This window comes from Moraxella sp. CTOTU48717 (assembly GCF_032057165.1).
In the GTDB taxonomy this organism is placed as follows: Bacteria; Pseudomonadota; Gammaproteobacteria; order Pseudomonadales; family Moraxellaceae; genus Faucicola; species Faucicola tetraodonis.
Genome location: NZ_DAMBBC010000006.1, coordinates 55,248 through 69,015, shown reverse-complemented (window position 1 = coordinate 69,015; position 13,768 = coordinate 55,248). Strand labels below are relative to the sequence as shown.

At 45.1% G+C, this 13,768-nt stretch carries 15 protein-coding genes; 11 read left to right on the top strand and 4 right to left on the bottom strand.

Going from position 1 to position 13,768, the window contains the following annotated elements; genetic code table 11:
* The first annotated feature begins 195 nt into the window (after positions 1-195).
* Genes hemN through RT084_RS05255 form a run of 3 tightly spaced genes read left to right on the top strand, consistent with a single transcriptional unit; the run spans position 196 to position 2,817 of the window.
* Positions 196-1,674 (top strand): oxygen-independent coproporphyrinogen III oxidase, encoded by a 1,479-nt coding sequence (gene hemN / locus RT084_RS05265; protein ID WP_313097899.1) that lies wholly within the window; start codon positions 196-198, stop codon positions 1,672-1,674.
* 12 nt (positions 1,675-1,686) lie between these two features.
* The gene (locus tag RT084_RS05260) at positions 1,687-2,196 is read left to right on the top strand and encodes a hypothetical protein (RefSeq protein WP_312116031.1); all 510 of its coding nucleotides are present in this window, start codon (positions 1,687-1,689) and stop codon (positions 2,194-2,196) included.
* A gap of 15 nt (positions 2,197-2,211) precedes the next feature.
* Positions 2,212-2,817 carry a class I SAM-dependent methyltransferase gene (locus RT084_RS05255; protein ID WP_312116029.1) on the top strand — a complete coding sequence of 202 codons (606 nt, stop codon included), beginning with the start codon at positions 2,212-2,214 and terminating at the stop codon, positions 2,815-2,817.
* Positions 2,818-2,827: 10 nt separating this feature from the next.
* On the opposite strand, the gene RT084_RS05250 is transcribed toward RT084_RS05255, so the two are convergent.
* Positions 2,828-3,409 carry a DUF4442 domain-containing protein gene (locus RT084_RS05250; protein ID WP_312384957.1) on the bottom strand — a complete coding sequence of 194 codons (582 nt, stop codon included), beginning with the start codon at positions 3,407-3,409 and terminating at the stop codon, positions 2,828-2,830.
* 106 nt (positions 3,410-3,515) lie between these two features.
* On the opposite strand from RT084_RS05250, the gene RT084_RS05245 reads away from it, so the two are divergent.
* The 4 genes from RT084_RS05245 to RT084_RS05230 all read left to right on the top strand — a co-directional run bounded on the left by RT084_RS05245 (position 3,516) and on the right by RT084_RS05230 (position 6,767).
* Positions 3,516-3,899 (top strand): HNH endonuclease, encoded by a 384-nt coding sequence (locus RT084_RS05245; RefSeq protein WP_145988447.1) that lies wholly within the window; start codon positions 3,516-3,518, stop codon positions 3,897-3,899.
* 42 nt (positions 3,900-3,941) lie between these two features.
* Entirely contained in the window at positions 3,942-4,298 is a 357-nt protein-coding gene (locus RT084_RS05240) for a hypothetical protein (RefSeq protein WP_040403802.1), read from the top strand.
* Between the two features lie 206 nt (positions 4,299-4,504).
* Positions 4,505-6,343, top strand: coding sequence for an excinuclease ABC subunit UvrC (uvrC, locus tag RT084_RS05235; RefSeq protein ID WP_172460513.1), 1,839 nt, complete (start codon positions 4,505-4,507; stop codon positions 6,341-6,343).
* Positions 6,344-6,410: 67 nt separating this feature from the next.
* Positions 6,411-6,767: a YkgJ family cysteine cluster protein gene (locus RT084_RS05230; RefSeq protein WP_312384955.1), complete on the top strand. Its 357-nt coding sequence runs from the start codon at positions 6,411-6,413 to the stop codon at positions 6,765-6,767.
* Here the strand turns inward: RT084_RS05230 and RT084_RS05225 are convergent.
* From RT084_RS05225 to RT084_RS05215, 3 genes are all read right to left on the bottom strand, one after another.
* Positions 6,764-7,744: a hypothetical protein gene (locus RT084_RS05225; RefSeq protein ID WP_312384953.1), complete on the bottom strand. Its 981-nt coding sequence runs from the start codon at positions 7,742-7,744 to the stop codon at positions 6,764-6,766. The genes RT084_RS05230 and RT084_RS05225 overlap by 4 nt on opposite strands.
* 128 nt (positions 7,745-7,872) lie before the next feature.
* The gene (fabF, locus tag RT084_RS05220; RefSeq protein ID WP_313097891.1) at positions 7,873-9,180 is read right to left on the bottom strand and encodes a beta-ketoacyl-ACP synthase II; all 1,308 of its coding nucleotides are present in this window, start codon (positions 9,178-9,180) and stop codon (positions 7,873-7,875) included.
* Between the two features lie 270 nt (positions 9,181-9,450).
* Complete coding sequence (locus RT084_RS05215) at positions 9,451-10,680, bottom strand: anhydro-N-acetylmuramic acid kinase (RefSeq protein WP_313097958.1); 1,230 nt, start codon at positions 10,678-10,680, stop codon at positions 9,451-9,453.
* A 224-nt stretch (positions 10,681-10,904) separates the two neighbouring features.
* Here RT084_RS05215 and tyrS point away from each other — a divergent pair, with 224 nt between their 5' ends.
* The 4 genes from tyrS to RT084_RS05195 all read left to right on the top strand — a co-directional run bounded on the left by tyrS (position 10,905) and on the right by RT084_RS05195 (position 13,757).
* On the top strand, positions 10,905-12,125 hold the full coding sequence (tyrS, locus tag RT084_RS05210) for a tyrosine--tRNA ligase (RefSeq protein WP_313097887.1): 1,221 nt from the start codon (positions 10,905-10,907) through the stop codon (positions 12,123-12,125).
* An 84-nt stretch (positions 12,126-12,209) separates the two neighbouring features.
* Positions 12,210-12,482 (top strand): type II toxin-antitoxin system RelB/DinJ family antitoxin, encoded by a 273-nt coding sequence (locus RT084_RS05205; protein ID WP_007116581.1) that lies wholly within the window; start codon positions 12,210-12,212, stop codon positions 12,480-12,482.
* On the top strand, positions 12,460-12,789 hold the full coding sequence (locus RT084_RS05200) for a type II toxin-antitoxin system YafQ family toxin (RefSeq protein ID WP_203171227.1): 330 nt from the start codon (positions 12,460-12,462) through the stop codon (positions 12,787-12,789). The genes RT084_RS05205 and RT084_RS05200 overlap by 23 nt, the downstream gene beginning before the upstream one ends.
* A 14-nt stretch (positions 12,790-12,803) precedes the next feature.
* A complete protein-coding gene (locus RT084_RS05195; protein WP_203171226.1) occupies positions 12,804-13,757 on the top strand; it encodes a D-2-hydroxyacid dehydrogenase in 954 nt (317 codons plus the stop codon).
* The last annotated feature ends 11 nt before the right edge of the window (positions 13,758-13,768 follow it).

Below are 13,768 nucleotides of genomic sequence, written 5' to 3'. Positions count from 1 at the left end.
TTCCAACCAATTGGCGGCTACCTTGACACAAGACAGGCCGTTTTTTTATGGCAGCAACTAGACAATTTTTGATAAAAAACGGCTAAATCATAGCATAATTCATCTGCTTTCTCATCATCGGCTATCTAGGATGACTATGTTATAATCACAACCAATATTCCGAGAATTTTACGCTACACGCTATACGAGACTATTATGACAGACCAAACTCGCCCTTTATCTGACAGCGAACTGCCCACCTTTGATCGTCCTGTCGAAATCATCGAAAATCCGTATGCCAATGCCAATCGTAGCTACACGACCCAAACCCATTTGTTTAATGAAGCTATCATCAATAAATACAACCGCTCAGGTCCCCGTTATACCTCGTACCCAACCGCGCTAGAATTTACCCCGATTACTGACGGCATGGAAGCCCGCGTTTTGGCAGAAAAAGACCCAGGGGTGCCAGTGTCTTTGTATTTTCATATCCCGTTTTGCCGCCACCTCTGCTATTACTGCGGCTGCAATAAAATCATCACCAAGAAAAACAGTGATTCAGGCGACTATTTAGCGTATCTTTTTGCCGAAATTCGGCATAAACGCAGCTTGATGCAAGGGGACCCTATCGTCGAACAAGTACATTTTGGCGGCGGCACACCGACCTTTTTGACCGATGATGAGCTGGTCAAATTGTGGAACTTTTTGCAAACCCAATTTACTTTTAGCGATAAACCTACCGCTGATTATTCGATTGAAATTGACCCGCGAGAATTGCGCCCGACCACGCTTGAGATATTGCGTGGACTTGGGTTTAATCGGGTGAGTTTTGGTGTGCAGGATTTGCAAGAAAAAGTGCAAATTGCCGTCAATCGCGTGCAGTCAGAAGAAATGATTCGAGGCGTGATGACGGAAGCTCGCCGCCTTGGGTTTCATTCTATCAATATTGACTTGATTTATGGGTTGCCGCACCAAACGGTGGATAGCATGCGCAATACGGTTGAGCGCATCATCGCTATCTCGCCAGACCGTCTGTCTGTTTTTAACTATGCGCATTTGCCAGAGCGATTTAAAGGTCAGCGTCAAATCAATGAAGCCGATTTGCCAAGCCCTGCCGACAAATTGACCATGCTCGGTAATACCATCCACGCACTGACTGACGCAGGCTATCAATATATCGGCATTGACCACTTTGCCAAGCCTGATGATGAGCTGGCGATTGCGCAACGTGAGGGCAAATTGCACCGCAATTTTCAAGGGTATACCACGCATGGCAATTGTGATTTATTGGGTTTTGGGGTGTCGTCGATTAGCCAAATCGGTCTGCATATTTTGCAAAATCCAACGGATTTAAGCGATTATCAAAATCTCATCAATGCGGGAAAATTGCCTGCGGTGAAGGTGATTTCTGCGCGCTTGCCTGACTTGCTGCGCCGTTATGTGATTATGAATCTGCTATGCCATGATTATATTGATTTTAAAGATGTGAATGCGCGCTTTAGTATTGACCCGATGACCTATTTTATTGATGAAATCCGCCAACTGGGGGAGATGCAAGCGGATAAACTCGTTGATATGGATGCCAAAGGGATTCGGGTGCTACCAAAAGGGCGACTTTTGGGACGTAATGTGGCAATGGTTTTTGATACTTATTTGGCGAGTAAAGAAGGCAATCGCTTTAGTAAGGTGATTTAAAAGGATTTTAAAATGTTTTCAAAGTTAAAAATGGTTGGTTTAACGATGGTTTTTGGCTTGTTTGGTTGTCAGCAAAATACATCGACACAAAGAGCTGATAACGCTTTAGTTGTGAAATCACAAGCTACACCTCAAGACAAAATTTCTATTTCAAGACTAGCCATTAGTCATTCAGCAAAAAAAGAACCAGCGAAGGAAGTATTACCTAACAATAAGGATAGTAACACTATTACGGTAGCAACTTGCCCCGTTGCCGCCCTTCATGGGAAACTAAGGGTAAAGGGGAAATGCTTGGTAGTTGGGACAGGTGGAAATACCGACATTCAACCTATTTTCTCTGAGGATAGTGCAAGTTGGAATGAAGCGACTAAAACCCTAACTTATCTTGGTAAAGATTATAAAGAAGGTGATGAGATTCATTTGGGTGGCGGTGGATTACTCAATGAAGCTGAATTTAAAAACTCACCTAACGTCAGCATTCCAGACTGTCCAAACACCAATCTATTTGCCGTTTGCCCGTAATTATAAGGACTAAAAATGCACAAAATCCCCACCGACCTGTTAGAAAAATCAAAACATTGGCGAGATGACATCCAATTTACCCAAGATGTACTCGGCAAGCCGTTCCACTTTACCAGCACTTGGGGAATTTTCTCGCCCGAAAAACTCGACGAGGGTAGCCTTATGCTGCTTGACTATATCGAGTTCAAAGACGAAGACCACTCAATCGACCTAGGCTGTGGCTATGGCGTACTGGGGATGACTGCCGCCCGTGAATGCCCAAACGGACAGCACTTGCTCATCGACAAAGACTTTGTGGCGGTAGAATATGCCAAACTTAACTGCCAAAAAAACCATTTAAATAATGCCCAAGTTCAGCTATCCAATGGCTTTCGGGATGTTGAAAAAGACAAAAAATTTAGCCTAGTGATGAGTAACTTACCTGCCAAAGCCAGTAAAGAACAGCATTATCTGTATTTGCTCGATGCCTACAATGCGATGGAAAGTGGCGCACGGTTCTATGTGGTAACCATCAACGGCTTGCGGGACTTTATGAAACGCTCATTTACCGAAGTGTTTGGTAATTCGGATAAAATCAAGCAAGGTAAAACTTATACCATTACCTTAGCAGTCAAAGACTAACGCCCTTCCGCTAAATTCTGACCGTTTGGTTTTTTGATTTACTATAGGCTCGTAACCGAATGTACAGGGTTTTGGTGACAGTGGCGACCACCGCATTTTGGTCGTCAACCACCTGTACCTCATAGTTGCGGAACACCGCTTTACCATCCTTTGCCAAGGCTTTTATGGTATCGATTTCGGTGTCATCCAGGTGAAAATCTGCAAACACATCGCTTTTGCCCGCTTTAACAAAATCAATGCTCGCCGACTTATCCCATACCACGTACGCATTGCCCAACGCTTGCATCAACAAAATCATCAAAAATGGGTCAGTCATCGAATACAAACTGCCCCCAAACTGGGTGCCAACGATGTTTTGATTGAGTTTGTTTAAGAGTAAACGTACGCGAATATGGTGGTTGGCGAAATCAAGGCTGTCAACACGAATACCCGCCCCAAAATATGGCGGATAAAAGTTAAAAAACTGCTTTAACAGCTTCGGGTTATGAAACGGATTAAGGTAGTCTTTGGCTTGAGATTGAAAGGTTTGGCTTAGCTTAGATAGCTTGGATAACCTAGATAGCTTAGATAAATTGGATAGCTTAGATAACATGGCAGACTCGTTTTAACATGAAAAAAGATATGGTACAACACGTCATTGGCAAAGCAACAATGCTATTGTATGATGGATACAACTGATAGCAAAGCGTGACAAAATAATGGCAAAAGGTAAAGCAAAAAATAACGAAGATGCAGCATTCTGGGAGGCGATTTTGGCGGAAAAAGCGCCATCGCCACCGTGTGAATTGTGTGGACGTGATGAAGTTGAATTAACCCAACATCATCTGATTCCCAAATCCCGCCACGACAAAGCCCGTACCAAACGCGAATTTAGCCGTGATGAAATGAAAAACGACATCGCCATGCTGTGTCCTGCTTGTCATGCACAAGTGCATGAAGTGTTTAGCAACCAAGAATTATCCAGCTACTACCATACGGTTGAGCGGCTAAAAGAACATACCGAGATGCAAAAATTTATCAATTGGGTCAAAAAACGCCCGGCTGGACAAACTATTCGTGTCAAAAGTGGGGGTTCGGATTAGTAGTTTAAGATTGAAATTACTTAAAAGTCAAAACAGTGATATATGAGTATAAATCAAATGCCTTTAAGTTATGAAGAAACTAGACTAGAGATTTTGGATAGTTTATACATACATTTGATTCAAAATGCGAATAATGACCAAATTTCAAGAAGCTCTCTTGATTATCTAATATATGATTTTGAATCTAATTATTCGAAAGCACAAAGATTACTTATTAATTTTTGTATTTTCGTTCTAGCCGAAAATTTATTTCAGGATGCTTATGTATCGAAATTATTGAAATCTGATATCACACAGAGTATCCCATTTAACTTAAGACATCTAATGAATCAATTAGAAGGCGAAGATAGAGAGTGTTTTATAACAGACTTTTGTTTAATGGGTTTTGCAATTGACTAATAGTGAGTTGAACTATAGTAGAAAGGGTTACTTAAAATGTTATTCTTATAAGTACAGTGAATTCTACATTCAGCTACTATTTTATAATATAGATTGAAAATCAATGAAAACAACTAAATATAGTAGCAAAACCATATAAAAGTAAACTAAATCAAATGCCCAAAGAAAGAAAAAGCAGCGTGAATCCAGCCATCGACCCTGCAACCATTGAAATTGCTGCAGCGACTGCCGACCGCAAAGCGCGATTGGATCACTTGATTAAGCGCCTGCCCAACTTGCCAGGCGTGTACAAAATGCTGGGCAAAAATGGCGACATCATCTATGTGGGCAAAGCCAAATCGCTCAAAAGCCGCGTCAACAGCTACTTTGCCAAAACCATCGACCACCCCAAAACGCGGGCGCTGGTGCAACGTATCGACAACATCGAAACCATCATAACCCGCTCTGAGACCGAAGCGCTGCTGCTTGAGCAAAACCTCATCAAGCTGCATCGACCGCCCTACAATGTGCTACTGCGTGATGATAAATCCTATCTGTACGTGTTTATCTCAGCGGATAAACCTTATCCAAGACTTGCCTATGGGCGCGGCAAAGGGCAACACCAAAAAGGCAGATTTTTTGGACCTTTTCCTTCGGCACATGCCGCCAAACAGACCTTATTAATGATGCAAAAAATGTTCATGGTACGCCAATGCACCAATGCATTTTTTGCCCAGCGTCAGCGACCTTGCCTAGAGTACCAAATCAAACGCTGTAAAGCGCCGTGTGTCGGGCTGGTATCGCCCGAAGAGTATGCCGATGACGTCAACAACACCATTCGATTTTTAAAAGGGGAAGGCACGGATTTGCAAGTCAAATTGGTGGGTAAAATGGAGCAGGCGGCTGAAGACATGAACTTTGAGCAAGCCGCCTTGTATCGCGACCAACTCTCGATGCTACGCGAAGTACAAGCCAAACAAGCGGTATATACGGTCAAAGGTGAAGCCGATATCATCGCCATCGCCAGTCAAGCGGGCATTACCTGTGTGCATGTCATGAATGTGCGTAATGGGCAGGTTTTGGGTGGCAACAATTATTTTCCTGATGTGGATAGTGAAAACGACATAGCGGATAACTTGTCTGAGTTTGTCAGCTCGTTTTATTTTCAAGTCAGTGATGATTTGCCCGAAGAGCTGATTATAAGCCATGAGTTGCCCGACCAAACCGCGATGACAGAAGCCTTAACTGAAACCTTTGGCAAAAAGGTGACGATAAAAACCAAAGTTCGTGAGCAGCGGAGCGAATGGCTCACCCTTGCCCAAATGAATGCCAACAACGCCCTGCAAACCAAATTGGGCGATTATTTGGAAGTTAAATCTCGCTTTAACGCGCTCAATGCGGTATTAAAAGAGGCGCTGCAAGGCAAATCGCTCGATCGTATCGAATGTTTTGATATCTCCCATACCATGGGTGAAGCCACCATCGCAAGCTGTGTGGTCGCTGACCAAGGCGGGCTACGCAAACGCGACTATCGCCAATATGCCATTCATGGCATCACGGGCGGTGACGACTATGCCGCCATGAAGCAAGTATTAAACCGCCGCTATAGCAAACAGCCGCTGCCAGATTTATTGCTGATTGATGGCGGTAAGGGGCAGCTTAATATGGCAAAAGATGTACTGAGCGAGCTGGGGATTTTAACCCAAACCTTGCTCGTCGGGGTGGCAAAAGGCGAAGGTCGCAAGGCTGGGCTTGAGGTACTGCATTTTATTGACCGTGAGCCACTCGATTTGCCGGCTGATAGCAAAGCACTGCATTTGATTATGCATATCCGTGATGAAGCGCACCGCTTTGCCATTACCGCACACCGCAAAAAACGCGATAAACGCCGCTCAAGCTCGGTGCTAGAAGCCATCCCTGGGCTTGGCGAAAAACGCCGCCGAGAGTTGCTCAATCATTTTGGCGGCTTGCAGCAGCTGCTTGGCGCATCACAAGATGAAATTGGGCAAGTAAATGGCATTGGTAAGGTAATGGCCAATACCATTTATAAAGTGTTGCATGGCTGATATTAAATTTTTAGCCGTTTTGGCTGAAATGGGTAGTTAACAATGATAATGACATGGCATTGTAACAATGGCAGAAATTTTTTTTAAATCAAGCGCAGCGGCGGATAGCGATATCTGCATGCACTGTGGCGCATGTTGCGCTAACTATCGGGTGTCTTTTTATTGGGCAGAAGGCGAGACACTCGGTATCCCCGAGGATATGACGGTCAAAGTCAATGATTTTTATAGCTGTATGAAAGGTACCGAAACAAAGCCGGTCAGATGTATTGCATTAGCGGGCGAAGTTGGTAACTCGGTGGCTTGCCAAATCTATGATAAACGTTCAAGCACCTGCCAATCGGTACAAGTCGGTGACGAGCAATGTATCAAAGCCCGTCATCATTATGAGTTATCTAACGATATCTTTAGTCAAGTGCCTGTTTAATGGCTTTGTGATAAACGAACAGTCAGCTGTTTTTCCACTTCGGTTTTGAGCCATTGATTCAAATCCTCATTCATCAGCGTCATTGATTCGAGCAAATAGTTGTCGATATAGCCTTGCAGCTGTTTGACGATATCTTGTTTGATTTGTTCAATAGCGGGCGTGGTGGCGATAGATGGGTTGTCAATATCAACAAGTGGGTCAGTAACGCGCGTTTCATGGGTCATCAAGGCCGCTGTTGGGTCATCAGCTAACGGCTCAGCAATTTTATCAGTGTTATCAGCGGTATCAGTGTGATCAATGGCATAGACCATCTCACTGCGATGGCGCTCAATCGTGACATCGCTAGTTGCGGTATCCTTGGACTGCGCTTGTTCATCTAGCTGGTGATTTGCACCCTCAATTGAGCCAGTTGATAGTTGCGTCGCTAGTTTTGCAGGGTTTGCCTGTTTTGCTAGATGCGCTTGTTTGGCAATGGCGCGTTCTTGCTCCAGTAGCGCAATGGCTGCGTCATCTTGCGCTTGGCGTTCTTGCTCGTTTTCTTGTGTTAACTGTGCTTGTTCAAGGCGCTGTTGTTCAAGATGTTCTGCTTCATGCCTTTCTTGTTTTAAGCGCTCAGCTTCCAGTCGTTGTTGCTCAAGGCGCTCTTTTTCCAAGCGCTCGGTTTCTAGGCGTTTGTTTTCTAAGCGTTCTTGTTCCAGTCTGTGTTGTTCCAATCTTTCTTGTTCTAGGCGTTGCTCTTCAAGCTCTCGCTCACGTAGTTGCGCTTGTAATTTTTCTTGGTGGTCACGCTCGATAGCCAGTAATTCTTCGACTTTATCATGCAGATTAGGCACGCTAAACTCATATTCATCAAGGTCGGTATCGGGATAAAGTAAGGTAACGATATCATCGAGTTCTTGAATAATGGCGTGTTTGACAGGGGTAGGGGTGGCGAGCCAGCGCTTTGAAAATTGGTGGGAGAAGGCAAATCCTGACATGAATGGTGTCCAGCGTTAAGGATGAAATAGGATAGCTTCATTTAACGAAAAAACGGCTACAATTTCAATAGCCGTTTTCAAAATTCACACCGTTAAAGGATTAATGCTATCATCGCAGTGATTGCTATTTATCGTGACTGCCATTTGGCAAACAACAGCGAGCCGTTGGTACCACCAAACCCAAAGCTGTTAGAAATCGCATGGGTTAAGTGGTCGACTTTACGGGCTGTATGCGCTACATAGTCAAGCTTGCACTCAGGGTCTTGATGATCCAAATTGATGGTCGGTGGCAATATTTGTTGTTGCAGCGCCTTAACGGTGAAAATCGCTTCGATACCGCCTGCAGCGCCCAGTAGATGACCGGTCATCGATTTGGTGGAACTTACTACCATGTTCTCACCAAAGATACTCGCAATCGCACGACTCTCTGCCACATCACCCGCTGGGGTACTGGTGCCATGGGTATTGATGTAGCCAACGTCACTGGGTGCAATGCCAGCATCATTCAAGGCGTGGCGCATCGCCATAGCGGCACCTTCACCATTTTCCGGTGGCGCAGTGATATGACTGGCATCATCACTCATGCCAAAGCCGACAAACTCTGCCAGAATCGTCGCACCGCGCGCTTTGGCGTGGGCAAGGCTTTCCATCACCAGCACGCCTGCACCATCACCCAGCACAAAACCATCACGGTCTTTGTCAAATGGACGACTGGCTTTGGTCGGTGCATCGTTGCGCGTTGATAACGCTTGCATTGCCGAGAAACCACCAATACCCAGCTGGCTTGAGGCTTTTTCACAGCCGCCCGCCAAAATCACATCGGCATCGCCATACGCAATCAACCTTGCCGCCAAGCCAATCGCATGAGTCGCTGTGGTACAAGCGGTAGAAGTGGCAAGATTTAACCCTTTAATCCCATGACGAATCGCCACTTGTCCAGCTGCCATATTCACAATGGCTGAGGGCACAAAAAACGGCGAGATTTTACGCGGACCTTCGCTATGAAGTTTTACCGCTGTGTCTTCAATGGTGGTGATACCGCCAATCCCTGAGCCGATAATCACCCCGATACGGTCGGGGTCAACCTGCTGTACAGGCGCGGCTTGTAACTCACTGATAAAGCCTGCTTGCTTCAAGGCTTGTGCTGCTGCGGCAACGCCATATTGCACAAAGGTGTCATACCGACGCGCGTCTTTGGCATTCATGTACAAGCCGATATCAAACCCATCCACTGTGCCGGCGATTTGCGCGCGGTAGTCAGTGGCGTCAAAATGGCTAATCGCTTTGATACCGCTTTCGCCATTAATGAGCCGTTGCCAAGTACTCTCTACATCGAGTCCTAGCGAGGTAATGGCTCCCATGCCTGTGATAACAATACGCTCATGGTCAGGGCGTTCGTCGTAGCGGGGCTTTTTTGGGCTAATTTTTGTGGTCATTTCATGCTCGAATTTTTGAATAATATTTTTTGAATAACATTTTATGAAAGTTTAGCAAAAATAGTGTACAAGTGTAAACACAATAACTTTAATGTCTTTAGGTTGATTGTATATATCTTTAGCCCATTGAACAACATTAGCCCTCATCCAAAGATGACCGAAGTCGAGGGTAAGTGCTGTAAGATAAAGTGTATAAGATAAGCGCTATACGCCAGTGCTATAAGTTTAGTGCTATCAATGTCATTGTCGATGTAAAAAACACGCGCTGTGTTAAAAGCACACCTGCCCCAATACCACTTTTTTATTTGCCCCGGTGACACTGGGCAAGTTACTCGGTACGTTCAAAATCGTCTGCTGAGCCAGCCACGCAAACGCTACGGCTTCGACCCACAACGGCGACAACCCAATTTTGTCGGTAGTTTGTATGCTCCAAGTGGCTAAATTATCTTGTAAACGGCTCATTAAATAGGCATTTAACGCCCCACCACCACAGACAAACAACTCGCCTTGCGAAGCATGAGTGACAGACACAATGGCATCGCTGACGGATTTAGCGGTAAGCGCCACCAACGTCGCTTGTACATCGGCAGGTGAATACGCCAAATTGGGGAATTGCTGCTCCAATTGTTCTAGCATAGCATCAAGCCAAGCCAAATTAAACTCCTCTCGCCCGGTGCTTTTTGGGAATGGCTTGGCGAAAAATGGGTGGGTTAAAAGCAAATTTAATAATGGCTCAATCACTTGCCCCGATTTTCCCCAATCGCCATTGTGATCATAGCTTTGCTCGGTATGACGCTGACACCAAGCATCAATGAGCAAATTTGCCACCCCTGTATCAAATCCAATCACTTCATCACTGCCATCAAGTACCGTGATATTGGCGATACCGCCTAAATTTAAAATCACTTTTGGCATAACTCTATCGGCATGATAAGGCGGTGTAGCAAACATGGCTTGGTGAAACGCAGGCACGAGTGGTGCGCCTTGCCCACCCACTGCCATATCACGGCGCCGAAAATCGCTCACCACCGCAATAGCAGTGCGCTCAGCAAGTACATTCGGGTCAAGCAGTTGCAAGCTAAATGACCACTGTGGGCGATGACGCACAGTTTGCCCATGACAACCAATCGCGGTTACTTCATCAGGGGTGACCTGCGCTTTCTCGAGCAATTGATTGACCAAATTTGCGGCAAACTCAGCATAAAACACGCTCGCCCAACCAAATACATCAAGTTCACTCTCGAACGCCAAATTATCATCAGCGATGAGTTGTGCCACCCCGTTTGGTTGAGTGAGCGCTAACAACACGGCGCGTAAATCAGCGGGAAATGGCTCGCTTACCGTCGCCAAAATCTCGACAGGCTCATCATTGTCTTCATCAATCTCATAAAACTGGCACAGCACCGCATCGAGTCCGTCAAGGCTGGTGCCACCCATCATGCCAATCACATACGGCGAGTCGGCAAGCGGGTTTTCTTTGGTTGTCATCATATCATCCATGATGTCGGTAAAATGGCTAAAAAATCCTTCATCAAAAGGCAGGTTGGCAGGTAGTCCAGTCGGCAACGTTTGGCTCATAATTATTCTCGTTCGGGCTGTCAAAGTAGAGAGTGCCTTGATTATAGCATACTAAAAGCCTGCCTTATTTTATCTGCAAATTTGCTATAATGGCTAAACTTCACTTTTTTTTAGCCGTTTTAACCCGCGCTTTTTTCGAGGTAAGCATGACCGATTCTACTCATAGATTTTTAGCAGCAGAAGAACAACTCAAACTCATCCAACGTGGTACGCACGAAATTATTTCGCAAGACGATTTAATTAAAAAACTCAAAGAAAACCGCCCACTGCGAGTCAAAGCAGGGTTTGACCCGACCGCACCCGATTTGCACTTGGGTCATACGGTTTTAATCAATAAACTCAAGCATTTTCAGGATTTGGGACACCAGGTGTTGTTTTTGATTGGGGATTACACCGCTCGCATTGGCGACCCAACGGGTAAAAATGCCACTCGTCCGCCGTTGTCTGAAGAAAAAATCCTGGAGAATGCCCAAACTTATAAAGAGCAAGTATTTAAAATCCTTGACCCCGCCAAAACCCAAGTGATGTTTAACTCCGAGTGGTTTAGCAAAATGTCGGCAGGCGACATGATTGGTTTGGCAAGCCAGCAAACCGTGTCTCGTATGCTCGAGCGCGATGACTTCTCAAAACGCTATCACAGCCAAACGCCGATTTCGATTCACGAATTTTTGTACCCACTGGTGCAAGGTTATGACTCAGTCGCCATGCAGGCCGATGTTGAGCTAGGTGGTACTGACCAAACCTTTAACCTACTCATGGGTCGCACCTTGCAATCTCGCTATGGTCAAGTGCCACAAGTCTGTATCACCGTGCCGATTTTGGAAGGCTTAGACGGCGTACAAAAAATGAGCAAATCGCTTGGCAATTACATCGGCATTTATGACAGCGCAGGCTCCATGTACCAAAAAATCTTGTCCATGCCAGACACTTTGATTGCGCGTTATTTTGAGCTACTTAGCTTCAAACCCATGGATGAAGTCGAAGCCTTGCTAAAAGACATCGAAAACGGGCGCAATCCGCAAGAAGTCAAACGTATTTTGGCACTAGAGCTGATTGAGCGTTTCCATGATAAAGAAGCCGCTGAAAACGCTCACAAATCAGCGGGAAATCGCTTGGTAGATGGTGAGTTGCCATTGGATTTGCCAGAAGTGACGATTAGCCTTGATGGGCAAGCGCAGTTATTTATCACCCAAGTGTTAAACCAAGCCAATTTGGTAAAAAACTCAGCACAAGCGAAAGACTTTTTGAAAAACCAATCGGTGAAAGTGGATGGGCAGGTGGTGGATGCAGGATTTGCTCTCACCGCAGGACAAACGGTCGTGATTCAAGCAGGCAAAAAAGCGTATGCGAAAGTGACGATTTCCTAAAGTCTATTGCTTAACCAATAATTTTATTTTAAAATGTAGTGACAATATCACTACATTTTTTGCTTTTTATAGAGGTTAGTAGCTATGACACACTCAACTATGTATCAATTTCGACTTGATGCCAATGAAAAGCGCCAAGCCTTTGAAGTGTTTGACGAACTAGGTATTAAGCCTGCGCAAGCGATTCGTCTATTTTTACGTCAAGTTACGGCAACAAAGTCTATTCCGTTTGACGTCGCAATTCCTAACGCCACCACACAACGTGCGATGCAAGACGTTGACGCCATGATTGCAGACAAGCAAGCCCGATTTAGCAGTAACAAGGAATTGTTTGATGCCCTCGAAAAAGCCGATTAATTCAAAACGCACGAATTTACCAAGAGCCTCAGATTTTACCAAAGATTTTTTGAATGATTGGCAAAGACTAGTGAAAACAGGGCGTTATGACATGGTCAGGCTCAAAGAAGTCATGCTGTTATTAATTGCCAATAATGAGCCGTTAGGGGCAGAGTGGAAAGACCATGAATTAAAAGGAAATTGGGCAGGATTTCGAGAGTTACATGTGGGTGGTGATTTTTTATTAATCTACAAAATTCAAACCATCACAAAATTTGAGACAATTTATTTTACTCGTGTAGGAACACATAGCGAACTATTTGAATAAAAAGGGATTTAAAAATGAAAGCCATCTTCCTCGACCGAGCTACCTTTTCCGCTGATTTAGCATTAACACCCCCACACGGACTGAGCGACTATCAAGTCTATGCGCAAACGCCCAATGACCCCAAAATCATTATTGAGCGTTGCCAAGACGCGGATATTGTCATCACCAATAAAGTTGAGCTTACCGCCGAAATTATCGCGCAGCTCCCAAAGCTCAAACTCATCCAACTGACCGCCACAGGGATGAACAACGTCGATAAAGACGCTTGTGACAAGCACGGCATTACTGTTAAAAACGTCGCAGGCTATGCGGTCAAAAGCGTCCCCGAGCATACCTTTATGCTGATACTCTCAGCCATGCGAGCGGCTCGCCACTATCATCATGAAGTGGTCAAGGGTGACTGGCAAAAAGATGGTCGCTTTTGTCTGCTCGATACACCACTCATTGACCTTGAAAGCAAAACGCTGGGCATTATTGGCTATGGCACGATTGGCAAACGGGTTGGGGAAATTGCCAAAGTCTTTGGTATGACAGTATTGATAGCCGAACACCAAAACAAACCGCCAAGAAATAGCGACTATAGCGCGTTTGATGATGTCCTTGCTCAGTCCGATGTCATTACCCTGCATTGTCCATTGACCGAGCAAACGCAGCATTTAGTGAATGCCGATACCATTGCCAAAATGACAAAAAAACCATTGATTATCAATGTCGCGCGCGGTGGCGTGGTCGATAGTCAGGCAGTGGCTGATGCCGTTACACAAGGTAAATTATTGGGCTATGGGGCAGATGTGTTTGAATATGAACCGATTAAAGACAACGACCCATTACTCACACTTAAAGACCACCCAAGAGTGATTTTTACCCCCCATAATGCGTGGGGAAGCGTCAATGCCCAGCTTAACCTATGGGACATACTGTGTCAGCAAGTGCAAGAGTTTATCCAACTATCGCATAAGGGAAAATAACGAAAATAACG